This window comes from Nocardioides sp., from assembly GCF_035697785.1.
GTDB lineage: Bacteria > Actinomycetota > Actinomycetes > Propionibacteriales > Nocardioidaceae > Nocardioides_B.
Window position 1 is genome coordinate 1 of the sequence record NZ_DASSCL010000024.1, and the last position, 20,656, is coordinate 20,656.

The 20,656-nt window shown below is 71.2% G+C and carries 18 protein-coding genes; 9 read left to right on the forward strand and 9 right to left on the reverse strand.

The window, feature by feature from the left end:
• Window positions 1-20: 20 nt before the first annotated feature.
• Window positions 21-1,301 carry an acetyl-CoA C-acetyltransferase gene (locus VFH10_RS02800; protein ID WP_325125716.1) on the reverse strand — a complete coding sequence of 427 codons (1,281 nt, stop codon included), beginning with the start codon at window positions 1,299-1,301 and terminating at the stop codon, window positions 21-23.
• A 179-nt stretch (window positions 1,302-1,480) separates the two neighbouring features.
• Between VFH10_RS02800 and VFH10_RS02805 the strand changes: the two genes are divergently transcribed.
• Together VFH10_RS02805 and VFH10_RS02810 are read left to right on the forward strand one after the other, a co-directional pair.
• Window positions 1,481-2,839, forward strand: a complete 1,359-nt coding sequence (locus VFH10_RS02805; protein WP_325125717.1) for a 3-oxoacyl-ACP reductase — start codon at window positions 1,481-1,483, stop codon at window positions 2,837-2,839.
• A 4-nt stretch (window positions 2,840-2,843) separates the two neighbouring features.
• Window positions 2,844-3,737: a MaoC family dehydratase gene (locus tag VFH10_RS02810; RefSeq protein ID WP_325125719.1), complete on the forward strand. Its 894-nt coding sequence runs from the start codon at window positions 2,844-2,846 to the stop codon at window positions 3,735-3,737.
• Here VFH10_RS02810 and VFH10_RS02815 read toward each other — a convergent pair.
• From VFH10_RS02815 to VFH10_RS02825, 3 genes are all read right to left on the reverse strand, one after another.
• Entirely contained in the window at window positions 3,734-4,966 is a 1,233-nt protein-coding gene (locus VFH10_RS02815) for a M23 family metallopeptidase (RefSeq protein ID WP_325125721.1), read from the reverse strand. The genes VFH10_RS02810 and VFH10_RS02815 overlap by 4 nt on opposite strands.
• A 192-nt stretch (window positions 4,967-5,158) precedes the next feature.
• The gene (locus tag VFH10_RS02820; protein ID WP_325125723.1) at window positions 5,159-6,022 is read right to left on the reverse strand and encodes an acyl-CoA thioesterase II; all 864 of its coding nucleotides are present in this window, start codon (window positions 6,020-6,022) and stop codon (window positions 5,159-5,161) included.
• 30 nt (window positions 6,023-6,052) lie between these two features.
• Window positions 6,053-7,003: a PAC2 family protein gene (locus VFH10_RS02825; RefSeq protein ID WP_325125725.1), complete on the reverse strand. Its 951-nt coding sequence runs from the start codon at window positions 7,001-7,003 to the stop codon at window positions 6,053-6,055.
• Between the two features lie 60 nt (window positions 7,004-7,063).
• On the opposite strand from VFH10_RS02825, the gene VFH10_RS02830 reads away from it, so the two are divergent.
• The 5 genes from VFH10_RS02830 (at window position 7,064) to VFH10_RS02850 (ending at window position 12,591) form a co-directional block, all read left to right on the forward strand.
• Window positions 7,064-7,762: a DNA alkylation repair protein gene (locus VFH10_RS02830; RefSeq protein ID WP_325125726.1), complete on the forward strand. Its 699-nt coding sequence runs from the start codon at window positions 7,064-7,066 to the stop codon at window positions 7,760-7,762.
• A gap of 57 nt (window positions 7,763-7,819) precedes the next feature.
• Window positions 7,820-9,478: an FAD-dependent oxidoreductase gene (locus tag VFH10_RS02835; protein ID WP_325125728.1), complete on the forward strand. Its 1,659-nt coding sequence runs from the start codon at window positions 7,820-7,822 to the stop codon at window positions 9,476-9,478.
• Complete coding sequence (locus tag VFH10_RS02840; RefSeq protein ID WP_325125730.1) at window positions 9,478-10,869, forward strand: ATP-binding protein; 1,392 nt, start codon at window positions 9,478-9,480, stop codon at window positions 10,867-10,869. The genes VFH10_RS02835 and VFH10_RS02840 overlap by 1 nt, the downstream gene beginning before the upstream one ends.
• A 61-nt stretch (window positions 10,870-10,930) precedes the next feature.
• Complete coding sequence (locus tag VFH10_RS02845) at window positions 10,931-11,467, forward strand: SigE family RNA polymerase sigma factor (RefSeq protein WP_325125732.1); 537 nt, start codon at window positions 10,931-10,933, stop codon at window positions 11,465-11,467.
• On the forward strand, window positions 11,464-12,591 hold the full coding sequence (locus VFH10_RS02850) for a hypothetical protein (protein ID WP_325125734.1): 1,128 nt from the start codon (window positions 11,464-11,466) through the stop codon (window positions 12,589-12,591). Before VFH10_RS02845 ends, VFH10_RS02850 begins: the two co-directional genes overlap by 4 nt.
• A 14-nt stretch (window positions 12,592-12,605) precedes the next feature.
• Here the strand turns inward: VFH10_RS02850 and VFH10_RS02855 are convergent, their stop codons facing one another.
• Together VFH10_RS02855 and dxs are read right to left on the reverse strand one after the other, a co-directional pair.
• On the reverse strand, window positions 12,606-14,090 hold the full coding sequence (locus tag VFH10_RS02855) for an amino acid permease (protein WP_325125737.1): 1,485 nt from the start codon (window positions 14,088-14,090) through the stop codon (window positions 12,606-12,608).
• A gap of 41 nt (window positions 14,091-14,131) precedes the next feature.
• Complete coding sequence (gene dxs, locus VFH10_RS02860; RefSeq protein WP_325125738.1) at window positions 14,132-16,060, reverse strand: 1-deoxy-D-xylulose-5-phosphate synthase; 1,929 nt, start codon at window positions 16,058-16,060, stop codon at window positions 14,132-14,134.
• A 225-nt stretch (window positions 16,061-16,285) separates the two neighbouring features.
• Here dxs and VFH10_RS02865 point away from each other — a divergent pair, with 225 nt between their 5' ends.
• Complete coding sequence (locus tag VFH10_RS02865; RefSeq protein ID WP_325125739.1) at window positions 16,286-17,518, forward strand: phospholipase D-like domain-containing protein; 1,233 nt, start codon at window positions 16,286-16,288, stop codon at window positions 17,516-17,518.
• A 123-nt stretch (window positions 17,519-17,641) separates the two neighbouring features.
• Window positions 17,642-18,844, forward strand: coding sequence for a phospholipase D-like domain-containing protein (locus VFH10_RS02870; protein WP_325125740.1), 1,203 nt, complete (start codon window positions 17,642-17,644; stop codon window positions 18,842-18,844).
• A gap of 20 nt (window positions 18,845-18,864) precedes the next feature.
• On the opposite strand, the gene VFH10_RS02875 is transcribed toward VFH10_RS02870, so the two are convergent.
• From VFH10_RS02875 to VFH10_RS02885, 3 genes are read right to left on the reverse strand one after another with little or no spacing between them, the layout of a single operon-like run.
• Window positions 18,865-19,131, reverse strand: coding sequence for an SRPBCC family protein (locus tag VFH10_RS02875; protein WP_325125741.1), 267 nt, complete (start codon window positions 19,129-19,131; stop codon window positions 18,865-18,867).
• Window positions 19,128-19,694 (reverse strand): aromatic ring-hydroxylating oxygenase subunit alpha, encoded by a 567-nt coding sequence (locus VFH10_RS02880; RefSeq protein WP_325125743.1) that lies wholly within the window; start codon window positions 19,692-19,694, stop codon window positions 19,128-19,130. The genes VFH10_RS02875 and VFH10_RS02880 overlap by 4 nt, the downstream gene beginning before the upstream one ends.
• Entirely contained in the window at window positions 19,687-20,637 is a 951-nt protein-coding gene (locus VFH10_RS02885; protein ID WP_325125745.1) for an SMP-30/gluconolactonase/LRE family protein, read from the reverse strand. The genes VFH10_RS02880 and VFH10_RS02885 overlap by 8 nt, the downstream gene beginning before the upstream one ends.
• Between the last annotated feature and the right edge of the window lie 19 nt (window positions 20,638-20,656).

A 20,656-nucleotide genomic window follows, 5' to 3' on the forward strand; every position in this document is an offset into this window, starting at 1 on the left:
GGACTACCGATATCGGTGGGTCAGCGCTCGAGGATCGCCGTGACGCCCTGGCCGCCGGCGGCGCAGATGGAGATCACGCCGCGGCCGGAGCCCTTCTCGGCGAGCAACTTCGCCAGCGTCGCCACGATCCGGCCCCCGGTGGCGGCGAACGGGTGCCCGGCGGCCAGCGACGAGCCGACCACGTTGAGCTTGGACCGGTCGATCGGACCCAGGGGCTGGTCGAGCCCGAGGCGCTCCTTGCAGAACACCGGGTCCTCCCACACCTTGAGCGTGGCCAGCACCTGCGAGGCGAACGCCTCGTGGATCTCGTAGAAGTCGAAGTCCTGCAGGCCGAGCCCGGCCCGCTCCAGCATCCGCGGCATCGCGTACGCCGGGGCCATCAGCAGTCCCTCGCCGCCGTGCACGTAGTCGACCGCGGCGGTCTCGTAGAAGGTGAGGAACGCCAGCGGCTCCCAGTCCCTGGCCGCGGCGTACTCCTCCGAGCACAGCAGCACCACGGACGCACCGTCGGTGAGCGGGGTGGAGTTCGCGGCGGTCATCGTCGCCGCCTCGCCCCGGCCGAAGACCGGCTTGAGCTTCGCCAGCTTCTCGACCGAGGAGTCCGGGCGCAGGTTCTGGTCGCGCTCGAGACCCTGGAACGGCGTGACCAGGTCGTCGAGGAAGCCGCGGTCGTACGCCGCGGCGAGGTGGTGGTGCGAGGCGACGGCGAGCTCGTCCTGCTCCTCGCGACCGATGTTCCACTCCAGCGCGGTCAGCGCGGCGGACTCCCCCATCGACAGACCGGTGCGGGGCTCGCTGTTCTGCGGGATCGACGGCGCCAGGTGACCCGGCCGCACCTTCGTCAGCGCGGCGAGCCGGCCCTGCAGCGTCTTGGCCCGGTTGGCCTCCAGCAGGATCTTGCGGAGCTTCTCGTTGACCGCGATCGGGGCGTCCGAGGTGGTGTCGGCGCCGCCCGCGATGCCGACGTCGATGACGCCGAGGGCGATCTTGTTGGCGACCTGGATGGCGGCCTGGATGCCGGTGTCGCACGCCTGCTGGATGTCGTACGCCGGAGTCTCCGGCGCCAGCCGGCTGCCGAGGACCGCCTCGCGGGTGAGGTTGAAGTCGCGGCTGTGCTTGAGGACGGCGCCCGCCACCACCTCGCCGACCCGCTCGCCCTGCAGGCCGAACCGGGCCACGAGCCCGTCGATCGCGGCCGTCAGCATGTCCTGGTTGGACGCGTGCGCGTAGGCGGTGTTGGAGCGGGCGAACGGGATCCGGTTGCCGCCGACGACGGCGACGCGACGGGTGCTGCTCTGCATCTCGGGCTCCTCCACGGTGCTGGACCACCGGCCTGTCTACATTGTGGCCGTCCGGTCCATACTGGCTGGTAACTGCGGGCAGTGGAACCCAGTGAGGGCCACGTCACGAAGTGTGGACTCCGAGTTGAACCGCCGGTTACAACTGAGCGTCCACGCACAACCCAGGAGGAACGCGTCCGATGAGCGACAGGTACCAGTCCCTGATCCACACCCCGGTCGGTCAGCTGCTGGCCAAGCACCTCGGGCTGCCCAACCCGGTGCGCCTCGAGCGCTACTCCGCGGGCGCACCGCTGGTCGACGGCACCGTCGCGCTCGGAGGCGACGGCCGCCTCGAGAAGTCGCTGGTCACCGCGCTCGACTCGCTCGGCGTCGCGCACGTCCGGGACGCAGCCCCGGTCGCGGAGGGCGAGCCGAGGTACAAGGGCCTCGTCTTCGACGCCACCGGCATCACCAGCAGCGAGGGCCTGGTCGAGCTGCAGCGGTTCTTCACGCCCCTGATGCGCAGCCTCGGCAGCTGCTCGCGCGTGGTCGTCCTCGGCACCCCGCCCGAGTCCGTGCACGGCGCCGAACGGGTCGCGCAGCGGGCACTCGAGGGCTTCACCCGCTCGCTCGGCAAGGAGATCGGCCGCGGCGGCACCGCCCAGCTGGTCTACGTCGCCCCGGAGTCCCAGGAGAAGCCCGCCGCGCTCGCGTCGACGCTCGGGTTCCTGCTCTCCCCCAAGTCCGCCTACGTCTCCGGCCAGGTGGTCCGCATCGGCCGCCACGGCGCGAGCGACGCCGCCGAGGAGGTCACCGACTGGACCCGCCCGCTCGACGGCAAGGTCGCCATCGTCACCGGTGCCAGCCGCGGCATCGGCGAGCAGATCGCCCGCGTGCTGCACCGCGACGGCGCAACTGTGCTTGGCATCGACGTACCGCAGGCCGCCAGCGAGCTGCACGCGGTGACCAACGAACTGGACGGCGACCACCTCACCCTCGACATCACCGGCAAGGACGCGCCGCAGCGGATCGCCCAGCACGTCAAGGAGAAGTTCGGCGGGGTGGACATCGTGGTGCACAACGCCGGCATCACCCGCGACAAGAAGCTCGCCAACATGAAGGCCGACGGGTTCGCCTCCACGATCGCGGTGAACCTGACCGCGCCGGAGCGGATCACCACGGAGCTGCTGAAGCAGAAGCTGGTCCGTCCCAACGGCCGGATCGTCGGCGTCGCCTCGATCGCGGGCATCGCCGGCAACCTCGGCCAGACCAACTACGCCGCGTCCAAGGCGGGTGTGATCGGGTTCGTCGACAGCCTCGCCGACGACCTCGACGACGGCATCACCGTGAACGCGGTGGCCCCCGGCTTCATCGAGACCAAGATGACGGCCGCGGTGCCGTTCGCCACCCGGGAGGTGGGCCGCCGGCTCAACTCCCTGTCCCAGGGCGGGCTCCCGGTCGACGTGGCGGAGACGATCGCCTGGTACGCCAACCCCGCCTCGACCGCCGTCAACGGCAACGTGGTCCGGGTCTGCGGCCAGATGATGCTGGGGGCCTGAGCCGGTGAGCGCGCCGCACCCCGAGCCCCGCGTCCTCGACAAGCCGCCGGCGACCCTGCCGATGATGCTGCGCGCCGCGCTGCCGGCCGTGCCGGTGCTGAACCAGGTGCCCGGCGTGCGGAGGTCGGGCTCGGAGCTGCCGGACCTGGTGCTGACCCGCCACGACGTGCCGGTCGACCGGTCCCACGTCGCGGCGTACGCCGAGGTGTGCGGCTTCCCGCTGAAGGAGACACTGCCGGTCACCTACCCGCACGTGCTGGCGTTCCCCCTGCATATGGCGATCATGACCGACCGGTCGTTCCCGTTCCCGGCGATCGGCATCGTGCACCTCGAGAACGCCATCACCCAACACCGGCCGATCTCCCCCGACGAGTCGCTGCAGATCACCGCGCGACCGGCCGGCCTGCGACCCCACGCGAAGGGCAGGGTCTTCGACATCACCGTCGACGTGCACAGCGGCGGTGAGCTGGTCTGGCAGTCCACGTCCACCCTGCTGCGGCTCGGGGGCGGCGACCGTGCCGCGGCCGCCGCGGACAGGACCTTCGAGGAGGTCCCGGCGGGCGGCGCCCAGTGGCGGCTGCCCGGCGACCTCGGCCGCCGGTACGCCTCTGTGTCGGGCGACCACAACCCGATCCACCTCTACGGTCTGACCGCGAAGGCGTTCGGGTTCCCGCGGCAGATCGCCCACGGAATGTGGAGCAAGGCCCGCTGTCTCGCCGCGCTCGACGGCCGGCTGCCGGACGCCGTGACGGTCGAGGCGGCGTTCAAGAAGCCGATCCTACTGCCCGGCACCGTCGCCCTCGGTACGACGAGGGTGGGCGACGGCTATGCGTTCTCGCTGACCAACCCGAAGAACGGCGCACCCCACCTGCTGGGCCGCGCCGCACCCGCGCGCTAACGAACCCGGGGGCGGCCGAACTTCGTCGCTGTCACCGTCGCGGTGCGCGCGGCCGCGGGTGTGGCACGCAGCTCGTAGGTCGCGGTGGACGGGCGCCAGATGCCGACGTCGGTGATGCCGTTGCCGTCCCAGTCCCCGGTCACCGGCAGGTCCGTGGACAGCCCGAAGAGCACCGGCGTCAGCACCGGGACGCCGTCCGGGCCCACGGTCCGCAGCGTGAAGGTCGCCGTGCCGGGGTCGAAGACGCCGAGGTCCGTGACCCGGTCGCCGTTCCAGTCGCCTGTCACCGGGAGGTCGTCGACGCTGCCGAGGACCACCTTCGACTTGCTGCCGTCGGCGTGCCTGAGCACGAACTTCGCGGCGGCCGGTTTCCACACCCCGAGCTCGGTGGTGCCGTTGCCGTCCCAGTCACCGGTCAGGGCCTGGTCGGGGCGGGAGCCGAACCGGACCACCTGCGTGGAGCCGTCGGCCATCCGCAGCCAGAACCGGTTGCCCTTCTGGCGTCGTACACCGACGTCGGAGACGCCGTTGCCGTCCCAGTCCCCGACCACGGGCTGGTCGGTGCCCAGGCCGAAGCCGACGACCACGGGCTCCTGGCCGGTCTGCGCGAGGCGGAACTTCGACGTCTTGGCGCGCCGGAAGACCGCGACCTCGTCGACGCCGTTGCCGTCCCAGTCACCGACGACCGGGGCGTCCGCGCAGTTGCGGGAGGCCTCCGTCCTCGGCATCACGAACTCCGCCTGGTGGAAGAACGGCCGCTGCACCCGGTTGCTCAGCCGCTCCTCGAAGTGCAGGTGCGGGCCTGACGAGCCACCCGACGTGCCGACGAGCCCGAGGACCGCGCCCTGGTCGACGCGCTGGCCGGGCTGCACCCAGGTGGCGTCCATGTGCGCGTAGAGCGTGGTGTCGCCGTTGCCGTGGTCGACGATGACGTACCTGCCGTAGCTGCGGCTGCCCAGGTCCTCGACCCGGCTCACCACGCCGGCGGCCGCGGCCAGCGCGGGCTCACCGAAGTCCGGCACCCGGTTGAAGTCGGCGGAGTAGACGCTGGGGCTGTGGCTCGCGCGGGTGCTGCCCTCCCAGACCTGCCCGCACGCGAACGGCATCTCGTAGTCGGGGACCGGGGCGGCGTACGACGGCGCCGCGGCCGTCACGACGACGCCGAACCCGCCGAGCACCGCTCCGGCCCAGCGTGCTGCGCGTGCTCCGGCACGGTTGGACGTGCGCATCCGGTCTCCTCCCAGGACGATCGGCCTGCGGGCCTGCCAGAGCGACGCCTCTTCCCAGGCGTCCCACTGCTTCCCCAGAACCACAGGAACGCTCAGATGTAACCACATTCTCGGCGTGTCAGTACCGCGAAGTTCGCGGATTCTGTGTTACACGCTTGTGGTTCAGGCGTGGGGCGACCAGAAACTTTCCCGTCAGCCGCGCGGCCGGATCAGACCTTCCTGGGCGACGCTGGCCACCAGCCGGCCGTCCTCGGTGAAGACACGGCCGATCCCGAGGCCCCGGGCGCCCGACGCGGAGGGCGAGACCTGGTCGTAGAGCAGCCACTCGTCGGCACGGAACGGCCGGTGGAACCAGATCGTGTGGTCCAGGGAGGCGGACTGGATCGTCGGGTGCCCGACATGGATCCCGTGCGGCACCAGGGTCGCCCCGAGGATGGTCAGGTCGCTGGCGTACGCGAACGCAGCCTGGTGGGTGACCGGGTCGTCGTCGAGGGTTCCGCGGACCCGGATCCACTGTCGCGACTGCGCCGGCCGTTCGTCCGCAGGCAGGTTGCCACCTCGCGGACCGGAGTCGCCGACGTAGCGCAGCTCGAGTGCCGACCACTCCTTGAGCCACTCGTCGGCTCCGTCGTGGGAGCGTGCCGCGAGCAGCTTCCCGAGGTCGGGAAGTTCGTCCGGCGGCGGCACGTCGGGCATGGCGTCCTGGTGCTCGAGGCCGTCCTCCGGCACCTGCAGCGACAGCGTCATGAAGAAGATCGGCCTGCCGTGCTGCCGTGCGACGACCCGGCGGGTCGAGAACGACTTCCCGTCCCGGATCCGCTCGACGTCGTACACGATCGGGACGGCGGGGTCGCCCGGCCGCAGGAAGTAGCTGTGCAGGGAGTGCACCGACCGCGTCGGCTCGACGGTGCGCACCCCGGCCACCAGCGCCTGCGCGGCGACCTGGCCGCCGAACACCCGCTGCAAGATGGTGTCGGGCTGGGTGCCGCGGAAGAGGTTGACGTCGATGGTCTCGAGGTCGAGCAGCTCGACGAGCTGCTCGGCGGAACTGGGCACGGGGGCGGGCTCCCTTGAGTCGGGTGTCTGTCAGTCGTCGTCGCGACGGTCGAGACCGGCGAGGAAGCGCTCGAACTCGGCGCCGAGCTCCTCGCCGGTGGGCAGGTTCCGCTCCTCGGCGAGCGGCAGCGCGGTGTCCTCGGACCCGGGGCCGGCCGGCCGGTGGAAGGCGTCGTACTGCTGCTCGAGCCCGCTGACCACGTCGAGCACCTCGGCGGAGTCCTCGATCTGCGCGGCGATCTCGGCCATCCGGGCCTCGCCCGCCGACTCCAGCGGGCTGAGGTCCCACTCGAGTCCGGTGACCACCTCGACCGACTCGAGCATCGTGGCGGCGGCGCTGGGGTAGTCGAACTGGGCGACGTAGTGCGGGATGTGCGCCACGAACCCCATCGCGGGGTGGCCCCACTCCCCCAGTCGCAGCTCGAGAAGTGACTGCGCGCTCGCCGGGATCCGGATCTGACCACGCCAGACGTTCTCCTGCACCAGCAGGTCGCGTGACGTGCCGTGGTTGGTCAGCATCACCGGACGGGTGTGCGGCACCGCCATCGGCACCGATCCGAGGGAGACGGTCAGCCGCACCCCGAAGTGCTCGACGACCTCGCGGACACCGGCGGCGAAGCCCTCCCAACGCGTGTCGGGCTCGGGCCCGTGCAGCAGGAGGTACGGCGTGCCGAGGGCGTCACGCATGACGCGGACGACCAGCCGCGGCGGGTCGTAGTCCTCGTAGTGGTCCTCGACGAACGTCATCGGCGGCCGGCGGGCGCGGTAGTCGAAGAACGAGTCGACGTCGAAGCTGGCGACCACCCGGCCGGGCTCGGTGGTCAGCAGGTGCTGCGCCGCGAGTGAGCCCGCGTTGCCGGCGTCGAGGAACCCGTCGAGCGTGTGCAGCAGCACCGGGCCGACTCCCGCCACGCGCAGCTCGGCCAGCTCGGGCACGTCGTCGACGATGTGCACCGTGCGCGCTCCGGACCTCTCCGCCATGCCACCTCCCTGGTCTCTGCCCGCCCCGTCGTCACCTCCAACGCACGTACGGTGCTCACTATGCCCGATCTGGTGGACGACCTCCGACGCAGGATCGCCGAGGCGGGCGACCCTTCCCGGGCGCCGCAGATGCAGGCGTACATGAAGTCCGCGTTGCCCTTCCGGGGCGTCCCGTCCGTCCCGCTGCGAGGGATCACCAGGCAGGTCGTCCCCGCCCACCCGTTGCCGGACCGGGACGCCTGGGAGCGGGCCGTCCGGCGGCTGTGGGACGAGGCGGAGTACCGCGAGGAGTGGTACGCCGCGCTGGCCGTGGCCGGTCATCGGCTCTACCGCGGCCACCAGGACGTCGAGACCCTCGACCTCTACCGGCACCTGGTCGTCACGGGCGCCTGGTGGGACGTCGTCGACCATGTCGCGAGTCGGCTCGTCGGCGACATCCTCGCCGCGGACCGGGCGCGGGTCACGCCCCGGATGCGGGCCTGGGCGGTCGACGACGACCTGTGGCTTCGACGTACGGCGGTGCTCTGCCAGCTCAACCACAAGGACCGCACCGACACCGACCTGCTCCGGCACGCGCTCACCGAGAACCTCGAGGGCTCACTCCACGGCCGGGAGTTCTTCATCCGCAAGGCCGTGGGCTGGGCGCTGCGCCAGCACGCGCGGACGGACCCCGGCTGGGTGCGGACCTTCGTGACCGACCACGACGCCAGGCTGTCGGGCCTCTCGAAGCGTGAGGCGCTCAAGCACCTCAAGGCCTAGCCGCCCGGGTCTATGCTGCCGGGCAATGAGACCCTCCCGAGAGCGTCGAGAGGCCGCATGAGCAGACCGACCATCCTCACGGTCGACGACGACCCGCAGGTCTCGGCGGCCATCACCCGGGACCTGCTCGCTCGCTACGGCACGGACTACCGCGTCGTGCGGACGACGAGCGGCGCGGAGGCACTCGGCGTGCTCGGGGAGCTGGCCCTGCGCGACGATCCCGTCGCGCTGATCGTCACCGACCAGCGGATGCCGCAGATGACGGGCACGGAGCTGCTCGAGCAGGCGCGGCCGCACGCACCGGACGCGAAGCAGCTTCTGCTCACCGCCTACGCCGACACCGAGGTGGCCATCACCGCCATCAACGCGATCGGCCTGGACTACTACCTGCTCAAGCCCTGGGACCCACCCGAGCAGCGCCTGTACCCCGTGGTCGACGAGCTCCTGGACGACTGGCGGCAGGGACACCCCGACCACACCTCCGACGTTCGGGTCGTCGGGCATCGCTGGTCCGAGCGCAGCCACGAGCTGAAGCTGTTCCTGGCCCGCAACCATGTGCCCTATCACTGGTACGAGGTCGAGCGCGACGCCGAGGGTGAACGGCTGCGCCGACTCGCGGGCGCGCAGCCCGGCGACCTCCCGCTGGTCCTGTTGCCGACGGGTGACGCGCTCCGCGCGCCCACCACCCTGAGCCTCGCCGGCTCGCTCGGCCTGAACACGGCTGCCCGCCAGCCGCTCTACGACGTGTGCATCGTCGGCGGCGGGCCGGCGGGGCTCGCCGCGGCGGTGTACGCCGCGTCCGAGGGGCTCAGCACCCTCGTCGTCGAGCGCGAGGGCCCGGGCGGGCAGGCCGGTCAGAGCGCCTCGATCGAGAACTACCTGGGGTTCCCGCGCGGCCTGAGCGGCTCCGACCTGGCCCAGCGCGCCCTCACCCAGGCCCGCCGGTTCGGGGCGGAGCTGGTGCTGGCCCGTGACGTGGTCGGCCTGGAGCAGCGCGGTCCGGTGCGGGCGGTGGAGCTCGCCGGCGGCGACGCGGTCGAGGCTCGGTCGGTGGTGGTGGCCACGGGCGTGTCCTACCGACGACTCGAGGCGGACGGGTTGGCCGAGCTGACCGGACGCGGCGTCTACTACGGCGCCGGTGCGTCCGAGGCGGCGCAGTGCGACGGCGAGGACGTGTACGTCGTGGGCGCCGCCAACTCCGCCGGGCAGGCGGTGCTGAACCTGGCGACGTACGCCAAGCGCGTCGTCCTGCTGGCTCGCGGTGACACCCTCGAGGCCACCATGTCCCGCTACCTCGTAGCGCGCATCGAGGCGGCCGCGAACGTCGAGGTCCGGCTGCGCACCGAGGTGACGGCCTGCCGTGGTGACGGGCACCTGCAGGGGCTGCTGCTCCGCGACCGGCGCTCGGGCGACAGCGAGGAGGTGGATGCGGACTGGCTGTTCGTCTTCATCGGCGCGGCCCCCAGGACCGACTGGATGGGTGCAGACGTCGCCCGCGACGCCCACGGGTTCGTGGTGACCGGACCGGACCTGCGGCCCGCCGCCGGCCTGGACCGATGGCCGCTGGCTCGCGCGCCCTTCGCCCTGGAGACGAGCCTGCCGGGCGTGTTCGCCGCCGGCGACGTCCGGCTCGACTCCATGAAGCGGGTGGCCTCGGCCGTCGGCGAGGGAGCGATGGCCGTGCACCTGGTGCACCGATACCTGACCACGATGTGATGGACCTCGTGGACCTGCGGCGGTTGCCGCTCTTCGAGAAGCTGGCCGACGACCAGCTCCGCGAGCTTCTCGCGGAGGGCGACCTCGTCGACATCACGCCGGGGGTCGATCTCTTCGTCGAGGGCGAGCCGGCCGCGCACTGGTGGGTCCTGGTCGACGGCGCCGTCGACCTCCTGCGACGGACCGGACCGCGGGAGGAGGTCGTCGCACAGATGAACGTCCCGGGCCGCTGGGCGGGCGGTTTCGTGGCCTGGGACGAGCACGGCGTCTACCTCGCGACGGGCCGCGGTGTCGCCCCCGGGCGCGCGCTTCGAATCCCCGCCGACCGGCTGCGCGCGCTGACCGACAGCTGGTTCCCCCTCGGGGGCCACCTCATCGCCGGCCTGTTCCACACCGCCCGCTCGATCGAGTCGACCGCCCGCCAGCACGGCTCACTGCTGACCCTGGGCACGCTCGCGGCCGGGCTCGCCCACGAGATCAACAACCCCGCCTCGGCCGCGAGCCGGTCCGTCGACGCGGTCCAGGACGCCGGCGCAGCAGTGCTCGCCTCGTTGCGCGCCCTGGCCGCCTCCGGCCTCGCCGCCGACCGGTTCGTCGCCCTCGACGAGCTGCGCGCCGAGCTCCACGCGCCGTCCGTCCCGCCGAGCCCCCTGGTGCAGGCCGACCGCGAGCAGGACGTCTCGTCCTGGCTCACCCAGCACGCCGTCCCCGACGCCTGGGTCCTCGCCGCCAAGCTCGTCGCGGCCGGGGCCGACGTCGTCTGGTGCGAGCGGGTGGCCGCCGAGGTGCCGGTGGCGGCGCTGGCTCCGGGGCTGGCCTGGGTCGCGCACACCCAGGAGGTCGGGTCCCTGCTGGCGGAGACGAAGGAGTCGGTGCACCGGATCTCCGAGCTGGTCGCCGCCGTGCGCTCCTACTCGCAGGTCGACCGTGCCACCACCCGCGACGTCGACGTTGAGGAAGGCATCGAGAGCACCCTCGTGGTCCTCGGCCACAAGCTGCGCGACGGGGTCACCGTGACCCGGGACTACGGGACGGCCGGGCAGCTCATCGAGGCCTATCCCGGAGAGCTCAACCAGGTGTGGACCAACCTGATCGACAACGCGGTGGACGCGATGGCGGGCTCGGGAGAGCTGCATATCGGCACCCGGGTCGAGGGCGACGACGTGGTGGTCGAGGTCGTCGACACCGGTCCGGGAATGTCAGAGGAGGTCCAGGCCCGCGCCTTCGAGGCGTTCTTCACGACCAAGGACGTCGGACAGGGCGCCGGGCTGGGCCTGGACATCGCCCGTCGGGTTGTCGTCGAGCGGCACGCCGGGTCGATCCAGGTCGACTCGGAGCCGGGCCGCACGGTCATGCGGGTGCGGCTCCCGATCCGTCGACCCGCCTCCTGAGGACCGACTCCACTAAGGTGCAGGCGAGTCGGACGACGACCGAAACCTGGACAGGAGCTCGATGGGCAAGAGGGACGCCAGCGCCTTCGCGGAGTTCGTCGCGGCACGGTCCGCGGCGCTGCACCGCACGGCGTACCTCATGGTCGGCGAGCACGCCCTCGCCCAGGACCTCCTCCAGGAGGCGCTGACCAAGACGTACCTCGCCTGGCCGCGGCTGCGCCAGGTCGCCAACGCCGAGGCCTACACGCGGCGGGCGATCACCACGACGGCGATCTCGTGGCGCCGACGCCGGTCCTGGCACGAGCAGCCGCAGGACGACCTCCCCGACCGCCCGCGCCCGGGTGCCACCGGCGAGGACGACGACGTGGCCCTCCGCGACTGGGTGTGGACCGCGCTCCAGCAGCTCCCCCCGCGACAGCGTGCCGCCGTCGTGCTTCGCTACTACGAGGACCTCACGGAGGCGCAGACGGCGGCCGCCATGGGTTGCGCCGTTGGCACCGTGAAGAGCCAGGTCGCCCAGGCGATCAAGAAGCTCCGGCAGGAGCTGGGTCGCGACGCCGACCTGCTCCCCCTCGAGGCGCTGGTGGTGACCAGATGACCGGCCTGCTCACCAGGGTGATGCACGACCACGCCGACGCGGCGGCCGCTGAGGTCGACGTCGACGAGATCATCAGCGAGGGCGACCGACGGGTGCGCAGGCAGCGCGTCCGCCACGGCCTGGTGGCCGCCGTGCTGGCCGGCGCCGTCGTCGCCGGCGCGTCGAGCGTGCCGCTGCTGGTCGGCGGCAGCCACGACCCGACGGCCGGGGGACTCTCCTTCCGGCACCGGGCCGCGACCTACGCGGTCGGATCGAGCGTCCACGTGGGTGGCCACACCTTCGACGTGGGTCGTCCGGTGGCTTCCCTGGTGCAGACCGACGGCGGCATCGTCTACACGACCCGCGACGGGCGGGTCTGGCACTACGACGGCGTCACCACCGTCGAGATCGGTCGCGCCGAGGGGCACCGGCTCCGCGCGGACGACCAGGGGTCCCTGGTCGCCTGGGTGGAGACGGCCGAGGACGGCCACCCGCAGTACGTCGTGCACAGCACGATGCGGCGCGCAGAGCTGGCCCGCCTCGACGACGACGCGGCGGGGCCCGCCCGCGCGGCCGGGGACCTGGGCACGGAAGTGTTCGCCGTCGACGACGGGTCGGTCTATCTGCGCCGAGACGGCGACCTGGTCCGCTACGACGTGCCCTCCGACACGGAGGCCGCGCTCGCCGGCGCGGAGCCCGGCACCGCGGCCGAGATCGTCGACGTGGCGTACGGCGCCCTCGCCTACACCGTCGACGGGACCCGCCCGGGCAACCGGCGTCCGGGCATCGCCGTCGGTCAGCGTCCCGACCCCGAGGGTGTCGCGCTGGCCGCCGCCGGCACCGGCGCCCTCTCGCCGGACGGCAGGCTGCTCGCCGCCGACGAGCACGGCACGATGGCGATTTACGCGGCGGACGACGGGCTGGACGTAACCCCCACCGTCGACGGCTACCGCGACGTGGTCGCCTATGACTGGGTGGGCGACGACATGGCGACGGTGCTCGCGGTGAGCGACCGCCGCGGCGCGCGCGTGACCGGCGACGTGCTGACCTGCGACGTGAGCGACGACGCCTGCTCGGTCGTCTCGTCGTTCCGGGACGTCGCAGCGACGGACATCGTGACCGCCGGCGGCGACCCGGCGCACTGACCCAGAGGGGGCCCTCAGGCCTTTGTCTCAGCCCGCTCCTTCCCGAGCCGGCTGTTGCGGTAGCCGTACGCGAAGTAGATGACCAGCCCGATTGCCATCCACACCACGAACCGGATCCACGTCTCGAGCGCCAGGTTGAGCATCAGGTAGAAGCAGATCAACGCGGCCACGATCGGCAGCACGGGCACGAACGGCACCCGGAACGCCCTGGGCAGGTCGGGTCGGCTCCGGCGCAGGAACACCACCCCGAGGCTGACCAGGATGAACGCGAACAGCGTGCCCACGTTGACCAGCTCGGCCAGCACGTCGATCGAGGTGAAGCTGGCCAGCACGGCCACCACAACACCGACCGTGATCGTGATGACGTGGGGGGTGCGGTACGTCGGGTGCACCTTCGCGAACACGCGGGGCAGCAACCCGTCGCGGGCCATCGCGAACGCGACGCGACTCTGCCCCAGCAGCAGGATCATGACCACGACGACGATGCCGATCGCGGCCCCGATCGCGATCACGTCGGCGATGCCGTCCTGGCCCACGTTGGTGAACGCGGTGGAGAGCGGGGCGGCGTCGTCGGGGCTGATGTCCCGGAAGTTCTGCATCCCGGTGAGCACCACGGAGACCGCGAAGTAGAGCAGGGTGCAGATCGCGAGTGAGCCGAAGATGCCGACCGGCACGTTCTTGGCCGGGTCGACGGTCTCCTCAGCGGTGGTCGCCACCACGTCGAAGCCGATGAACGCGAAGAACACGACGGCGGCGCCCGTGATGATGCCGCCCCAGCCGTAGGTGAGCGGCTCCAGGCCGAAGAGGATCTCGACGAGCGGCTGATTGAGGCCGCTGGTCCCGGCACCGGAGGGCTCGCTGGGCGGGATGAACGGCGAGAGGTTCGAGGCCTTGACGAAGAACAGGCCGGCCACGATGAACAGCAGGGAGACACCGACCTTGATCGCGACGGCCACCTGGTTGACCCGGCTGGAGAGCTTGATCCCCAGCACCAGCACCGCGGTGAGCGCGAGCACCAGCAGACCGGCCGGCAGGTTGATCACCCCGTCGGAGGCGCTGGCCAGCGAGGCCGGGATCTCCAGTGGGGTTCCCTCCAGGATGTTGGCGAGGTAGCCGGACCAGCCGCCGGCCACCGCCGCCGCGCCGACGATGAACTCGAGCATCAGGTCCCAGCCGATGATCCACGCCAGCAGCTCGCCCACGGTGGCGTAGGAGAACGTGTAGGCGCTTCCGGCCACCGGCACCGTCGAGGCGAACTCGGCGTAGCAGAGCGCAGCCAGTCCACAGGCCACCGCGGCGATCACGAACGAGATCGAGATCGCCGGTCCCGCGAACTGGTTGGCGGCCGTGCCGGTGAGCACGAACAGACCGCCGCCGATCGTGACACCCACACCGAAGACCACGAGGTCCAGGGATCCGAGGTTCTTCTTCAGCCGGTGCTCCGGCTCGTCGGTGTCGGCGATGGACTGCTCGACGGACTTCGTGCGGAACAGGTTCATGCTCGGCACCTTAGGGCCCCGGGGTGCGTTGGCAAACCCCCTCAGGAGTCGACGGACCGAGGGGTGTCCTCGCGCTCGACATCGCCGGGAAGGGCGTGCGCGCCGCTGCCCTCGGCGACCTCCTCGATGATCGTGCGGGCCAGGGACTGCGCGTCGAGGCCGATGCGCTCGAGGATGACGCCGCGCTTGGCGTGGTCGAGGAACTCCTGCGGGATGCCGTGCAGCCGCACCGGGGTCTGCACCCGGGCGGCGTTGAGCGTCTGGAGCAGCACCGACCCACAGCCGCCGACGATGCCGTTGTCCTCGACGCTGACGACCAGCCGGTGTTCGCGGGCGAGCTCGACGAGTGCGGGGTCGACCGGCTTGACCCAGCGCGGGTCGACGACGGTCACGCCGATGCCCTGCGCTGCGAGCCGCCCGGCCACGTCGACGGAGACCGACGCCATCGACCCGATGCCGACGATCAGCACGTCCTTCGCACCGTTGCGCACCAGCACGTCGCAACCGCCGGCCTTGCCGAGCGCGGGCACGTCGTCGTTGGGAGGACCCTTGGGGAACCGTACGACGGTCGGCGCGTCGTCGACCTGCACCGCCTCGCGGAGCAGCTCGCGCAGGGTCGCCGCGTCGCGCGGGGCGGCGATCCGGAGCCCAGGCACCACCTGCAGCACCGACATGTCCCACATGCCGTTGTGGCTGGCCCCGTCGTCGCCGGTGACGCCGGCCCGGTCAAGCACGAAGGTGACGCCGCACCTGTGCAGCGCCACGTCCATCAGCACCTGGTCGAAGGCCCGGTTGAGGAAGGTGGCGTAGACCGCGACGACCGGGTGCAGGCCGCCCATGGCGAGCCCGGCCGCGGACGTGGCGGCGTGCTGCTCCGCGATGCCGACGTCGAAGGTGCGCTCGGGGTACTTCGCCGCGAACAGGTGCAGGCCGACGGGGTGCAGCATCGCCGCGGTGATACCGACCAGGTCCTGGCGCTCGCCACCGAGGGACACCATCTCGTCGGCGAAGACATCGGTCCAGATCCGGCCCCTCGGGTTCTCCTCGCCGGTCTCCACGTTGAACGGACCGGGCGAGTGGAACTGGTCGGCCTCGTGTCGCTCGGCCGCGTCGTAGCCGAAGCCCTTGCGGGTCATGGCGTGCACGATCACCGGACCCTCGAACCGCTTCGCCTGGGCGAGAGCCTGCTCGACGGCGAGCCGGTCGTGGCCGTCGATGGGACCGACGTACTTCAGCCCGAGGTCCTCGAAGAGGCCCTGCGGCGCGAGTGCGTCCTTCATGCCCTTCTTGATGGCGTGCAGCGCGTCGTAAACGGCGGGGCCCACGCCGCGGACACCGTTGAGGCGCTTCTTGACCAGGTCGAGGACCTGCTCGTAGCGCGGGTTGGTGCGCAGCGCGGCGAGGTGCGTGGCCAGCCCCCCGACCGTCGGGGTGTAGGAGCGGCCGTTGTCGTTGACGACGATGACCAGCTTGCGGTCCTGACCCGCGGCGATGTTGTTGAGCGCCTCCCAGGCCATCCCGCCGGTAAGGGCGCCGTCGCCGATGAGGGCGACGACGAAGCGGTTGTCGCCGCGGATGGCATAGGCCTTGGCGAGCCCGTCGGCGTAGGACAGCGCGGTGGACGCGTGGGAGTTCTCGACGATGTCGTGCGACGACTCGGACTGGCTCGGGTAGCCGGAGAGACCGCCCTCCTGGCGGAGCGAGTCGAAGTCGCCCGCGCGCCCGGTGAGCATCTTGTGGACGTAGGCCTGGTGGCCGGTGTCGAAGATCACCCGGTCGTGCGGGGAGTCGAAGACCCGGTGGACGGCGATGGTGAGCTCGACCACCCCGAGGTTGGGTCCGAGGTGACCGCCCCGCGGGGAGCAGGTGGTGACGAGCCGGTCACGGATCTCGACCGCGAGCCCCTCCAGCTCCTCGTCGGCGAGGTCGCGCAGGTCGCGCGGGCCGGTGATCCGGTCCAGCAGTCCCATCCATGTCCTCCTGGTCTGGCCCCGTGCTGGGTCAGCGTTCGAGTCTACGGGTCCTTCGTGGCTCGTCACCCCCTCGGCGTACCCGTCACCGTCCGGGGCGTGCTGGAAGACACGTCCGCAAGATGGGCGAATCGCGCCCGAACCGACGCGCGACCCTTTACCTTGGCGGGGTGTGTCTTGCGACGCCCGGTCGATGGGCGTCCCGGTTCCTCGGGGTGGGTGGACTTGTTCAGAAAGCTGTTGGTCGTCGTCCTGGCGACGGTGGTGCTGCTCGGCGGCGGCACGGTCTCGGCCCAGGCCTGGGAGCCGGACACCGGACCCATGTTCAACAACCCGATGGGCAGCCGCGCGTCACAGGACCGCACGATGGTGCACGTCCGACGCGCGATCAACCACGCGCCGAGGCACTCGCTGATCCGGATCGCGACGTACTCGCTCGACCGCGAGGACGTCACCAAGGCCCTGCTGAAGGCCTGCAACCGCAAGGTCGCGATCCAGCTGGTGCTCAACGACAACTGGACGTCGGGCCAGACGCGCACCATGCGCAGCAAGTTCGGCACCAACATCGACCCGCACTTCGACGACGGTTGCCATCCGCGCGACCCGAAGAAGTTCGCGCAGCCGTGGCCCTACCCCAGCTTCGTGAAGATCTGCGGCGGCGCCTGTCGGCTCAACCGGCCGCTCGGCAACCAGCACATGAAGTTCTTCCTGTTCTCGCAGACCGGGACCGCCCGCGACGTCGTCATGGTCGGGTCGACGAACCTGACCGGGTACGCCGCGCGCACGCACTGGAACGACCTGTTCACGATGAACAACCGGCCGATCTCCTACCAGGCCTACAGCAACATCTTCCGTGAGCTGGCGTTGGACGTGCCGGTGGTCGAGCCGCACGTGCTCGTCGTCGACGGCGACATCACCTCGGAGTTCGGTGCGATCGTCCCGCGGATCAACAAGGAGAACGACCCGGTCTGGCTCCGGCTCAACCAGGTCGACTGCCGCGCGCCGGCCGGCTACGGCCAGCACGGACGCACCGTCATCCGGGTGATGATGTACGCCTGGGTGGGCGACCGCGGCCAGTACCTCGCCCAGAAGTCCGCGCAGCTCGACCGCGCCGGCTGTGTGGTCCGGGTGATCCTGAGCGGCGCGGGCTCCCGGGTGAAGAAGATCCTCCGCCGGGGCGGGGTGCAGATGCGCAGCGCCGACCTTGACACCGACCACAACAAGGAGACCGGCTTCGACGAGACGCCCTGGGAGCACTTCACCCACGAGAAGTGGATGTCGCTGAACGGGACGTACGCCGGCGCGCCGCTGCGGGTCGTCTGGACCGGCTCGGAGAACTGGTCCGACAAGTCCGAGGTCAACGACGAGGTGACCGTCACGATCCCGCGGCGGGGCGCGCACAAGGTCTACGCCAACCACTTCGAGAGGCTCTGGAAGCGGAACACCCGCCGCCTGTGAGCAAGGCCGCGGTGGTCAGGAATCGGCCCTTGGGGTGTGCGTGGGTTATCGTCTTGCGGTCCGTTTTGTACGACGTGGCTCCGGACCCGGGGCCGCACCAACACCCCCCGGGGGATCCATCTCGTGAGCAAGAAGACCGGCCTTGCGCTGCTCAGCCTGCTGATCATCTTCACCGGACTGGGGGCGGGCGCTGCCTACGCCTACACGCCCAACAGCGGGGCCCGGTTCAACGACCCGGCGGGCGACCGTGCCGCGGAGAACACGTCAATGATCCACATCCGGAAGTCGATCGAGAGCGCCAAGAAGGGCTCGGTCATCCGGATCGCGACGTACTCCCACAGCCGCAAGGACATCACCAACGCGCTCATCAAGGCCTGCAAGCAGCGCAACGTGTCCGTCCAGATGGTCATCAACGACAACTTCATCTCCCGGACGACCAAGCGGCTGCGCAACGTGCTGGGCTCCAACATCGAGCCGCACTTCAAGGACGCCTGCAACCCGCGCGACAAGGCCAAGGGCGAGACCAAGCACCCGGAGCCGAGCTATCTCAAGGTCTGCTTCCAGTCGTGTCGCAAGGGCGCCGGCAACCAGCACATGAAGTTCTACCTGTTCTCCGAGACCGGTGAGACGAAGAACGTCACCATGGTGGGCTCCACGAACATCTCGCGGTACGCCGCCCGGACGCACTTCAACGACCTGTTCACCCAGGCGGACCGGTCCGGGATGTTCCGTGACTACTCCTTCATCCACCACCAGCTCGCACAGGACCGGCGGGTCAAGAAGGTCTACCGCAAGTACAAGCACGGCGACCTGGTCTCCGAGTTCGGCGCGGTCGTGGCGCGCGGTGCGAAGGACCCCGTCGCCAGGAGGCTGCGCCAGGTGTCGTGTGCCGGCGGGACGCAGATCCGCGTGATCATGTACGCCTGGGTCGGCGACCGCGGCCTCTTCCTGGCCCGGCGGGTGGCCGACCTGCAGCGCAAGGGCTGCAACATCAAGGCCATCCTCAGCGGGGCCAGCCGCGACGTGAAGCAGGCCCTGAAGAGCGGGGGCGTGGCGATCCGCAGCGCCGACATCGACCTCGACAACAACCCGGCTACGGGGTTCGGCGACACCGCCTGGGACCGCTTCACCCACGAGAAGTGGATGTCGCTCAACGGCAAGTGGGCCGGGAAGCAGCAGAAGGTCGTGTGGACCGGGTCCGACAACTGGTCCGGGCTGTCTTTCCTCAACGACGAGGTCACCATCAAGATCCCGCGCGCGTCGGTGTGGGCGCAGTACAACTCGCACTTCGACTTCGTCTGGAACCACCGCAGCCGGGCGTTCTGACCGGCTGACACGTCGCCGGGCTACCCGGCGACGTACCAGTCGGACAGGGTGCGCACCAGCCGGGCCACCGCGTCCTCGTTGGGCGCGAACGGACCGGGCCGGAAGTGCGGGCTCGCCAGCCCGCGCTGCACCGACTCGCAGGCCGCCCAGTCCTGGCGGTTGGTGAGGTCCCAGAAGTCCACGGCGTACGCCGGGTCGGGGACGCTGCCGTCCGGGCCGGACTGGAACGACCACGTGCACTCCACCCAGGTGCGGCCCGGGGCGAGGGGCACGAGCCGGTGCGTCATGACGTAGTCGGGGTGGGCCGACCGTGGTAGCACTCGTGGTAGTTCTCGGCGACCACCTTCCAGTTGGCGGCGATCTCGTAGGTGTGCCGCGCCGCCGGGGCCAGCCGTTCCGGCTGGTACGGCTCGACCACGGCGCGGAGCCCACCGAGGTGCTCGTCGAACGACGGCACGCGAGCGTCGCCCAGCGGGTGTTTCCCGTGCCCGAAGACCCAGCCGGCCCAGACCTCGACCGGCAGCTCCACGAGGGCGTGGTCGGCCGGCTCGAAGCCGTCGACCTTCCCGAAGCCCGGTGCCGCCAGCAACGAGCCGTCCAGCCGGTAGGACCGGGCGTGGTAGGGGCAGACGACCGAGCGGTGCCCACTGGTCGCACCGGCGCCCGGGACGTCCCCGTCCACAGGCAGCAGCTCGTCCAGCCGGCCCAGGCAGGTCCAGGTGCCGGCGAACACGTGCCGCAGCTCCCAGCCGAGCACCTCCGGCGACGTGTACGCGAGCGCCGGCAGCATCGCCGGCGTGTCGGCCGTCCGCTCGGCCAGCGCGCCACGCAGAGCCTCGACGTCACCCACTTTGTTCCTCCGGCGACAGCCGGAACCACGCCAGTGCCGGCTCCTCGAGGCTGCCCACCCAGACGGTGCCGTGGTGCTCGCGGACCCCGGTGACCATGTGGAACCGGTCGGCGTCATGGCTGAGGTCGTGGACGACGGCACCGGTGTCGTCAAGCGCCATCACCCGGGCGGTACGCCGAACCGCCGGACGCAGCCGCTCCGGCAGCCGGGTGGCCGCGCGGCGGACCGGCATCGGCGAGCGCATCACCAGCTCCACGACCGGGTCCCTGGGTGACGCCACGGCCATCCAGATCAGCCCGTCGGTCCCGCGGGAGAGGTTGTCCGGGTAGCCGTCGAGGCCCCACACCAGGTGGTCGACCTGTCCGACGCGCGGTCCGGTCAGCCAGAAGCGCACCACCGAGCGGCCGGCCGACTCGGCGACCGCGGCGTAGGACTCGTCGGCGGCGAGCACGACACCGTTGGCGAACCGGAGACCGTCGACGAGGACGTCGAGGGTGCCGTCCGGGTCGCGCCGCAGCAGCCGGCCGGTCGCGGTGTTCTCCGCGATGTCGGCCTCCCACGAGTCGATGCCGTGCACGCGGGAGGAGTCCGAGAAGTAGATGCTGCCGTCGCTGTGCACGGCCGCGTTGTTGACGCAACGCATGCGCTGACCGTGCACGAAGGCGGCGAGCTCCTCGAACCGGCCGGTGCCGGTGTCGAGCGCGAGCAGGCCCCGGTCGGCGTCACAGACGAGCAGCCGTCCGTCGGCAAGCAGCTCGAGACCCATCGGCCGGCCGCCGGTCCGGGCCAGGCAGTCGATGCGCGCGCCTCCGGGTGCGACCCGGAACACCGAGCCGTCCGACGTACCGGTGTAGGCGGCGCCGTCCGCGTCGAGGACCACGTCCTCGGCCCCGTGGCCCGGGACCGGGACCAGGGTGAGTGCGCGCGCACGCGTGAGGGTCACGCCGTAGACGCTACCGGCG

What these genes read in the sequence shown, in the direction of transcription:
- VFH10_RS02835 (WP_325125728.1), top strand. Translation starts at nt 7,820, where the DNA reads ATGAGCAGACCGACCATCCTCACGGTCGACGACGACCCGCAGGTCTCG.
- dxs (WP_325125738.1), bottom strand. Translation starts at nt 16,060, where the DNA reads ATGGGACTGCTGGACCGGATCACCGGCCCGCGCGACCTGCGCGACCTC.
- VFH10_RS02840 (WP_325125730.1), top strand. Translation starts at nt 9,478, where the DNA reads ATGGACCTCGTGGACCTGCGGCGGTTGCCGCTCTTCGAGAAGCTGGCC.
- VFH10_RS02850 (WP_325125734.1), top strand. Translation starts at nt 11,464, where the DNA reads ATGACCGGCCTGCTCACCAGGGTGATGCACGACCACGCCGACGCGGCG.
- VFH10_RS02855 (WP_325125737.1), bottom strand. Translation starts at nt 14,090, where the DNA reads ATGAACCTGTTCCGCACGAAGTCCGTCGAGCAGTCCATCGCCGACACC.
- VFH10_RS02845 (WP_325125732.1), top strand. Translation starts at nt 10,931, where the DNA reads ATGGGCAAGAGGGACGCCAGCGCCTTCGCGGAGTTCGTCGCGGCACGG.
- VFH10_RS02875 (WP_325125741.1), bottom strand. Translation starts at nt 19,131, where the DNA reads ATGACGCACCGGCTCGTGCCCCTCGCCCCGGGCCGCACCTGGGTGGAG.
- VFH10_RS02815 (WP_325125721.1), bottom strand. Translation starts at nt 4,966, where the DNA reads ATGCGCACGTCCAACCGTGCCGGAGCACGCGCAGCACGCTGGGCCGGA.
- VFH10_RS02830 (WP_325125726.1), top strand. Translation starts at nt 7,064, where the DNA reads ATGCCCGATCTGGTGGACGACCTCCGACGCAGGATCGCCGAGGCGGGC.
- VFH10_RS02805 (WP_325125717.1), top strand. Translation starts at nt 1,481, where the DNA reads ATGAGCGACAGGTACCAGTCCCTGATCCACACCCCGGTCGGTCAGCTG.
- VFH10_RS02825 (WP_325125725.1), bottom strand. Translation starts at nt 7,003, where the DNA reads ATGGCGGAGAGGTCCGGAGCGCGCACGGTGCACATCGTCGACGACGTG.
- VFH10_RS02800 (WP_325125716.1), bottom strand. Translation starts at nt 1,301, where the DNA reads ATGCAGAGCAGCACCCGTCGCGTCGCCGTCGTCGGCGGCAACCGGATC.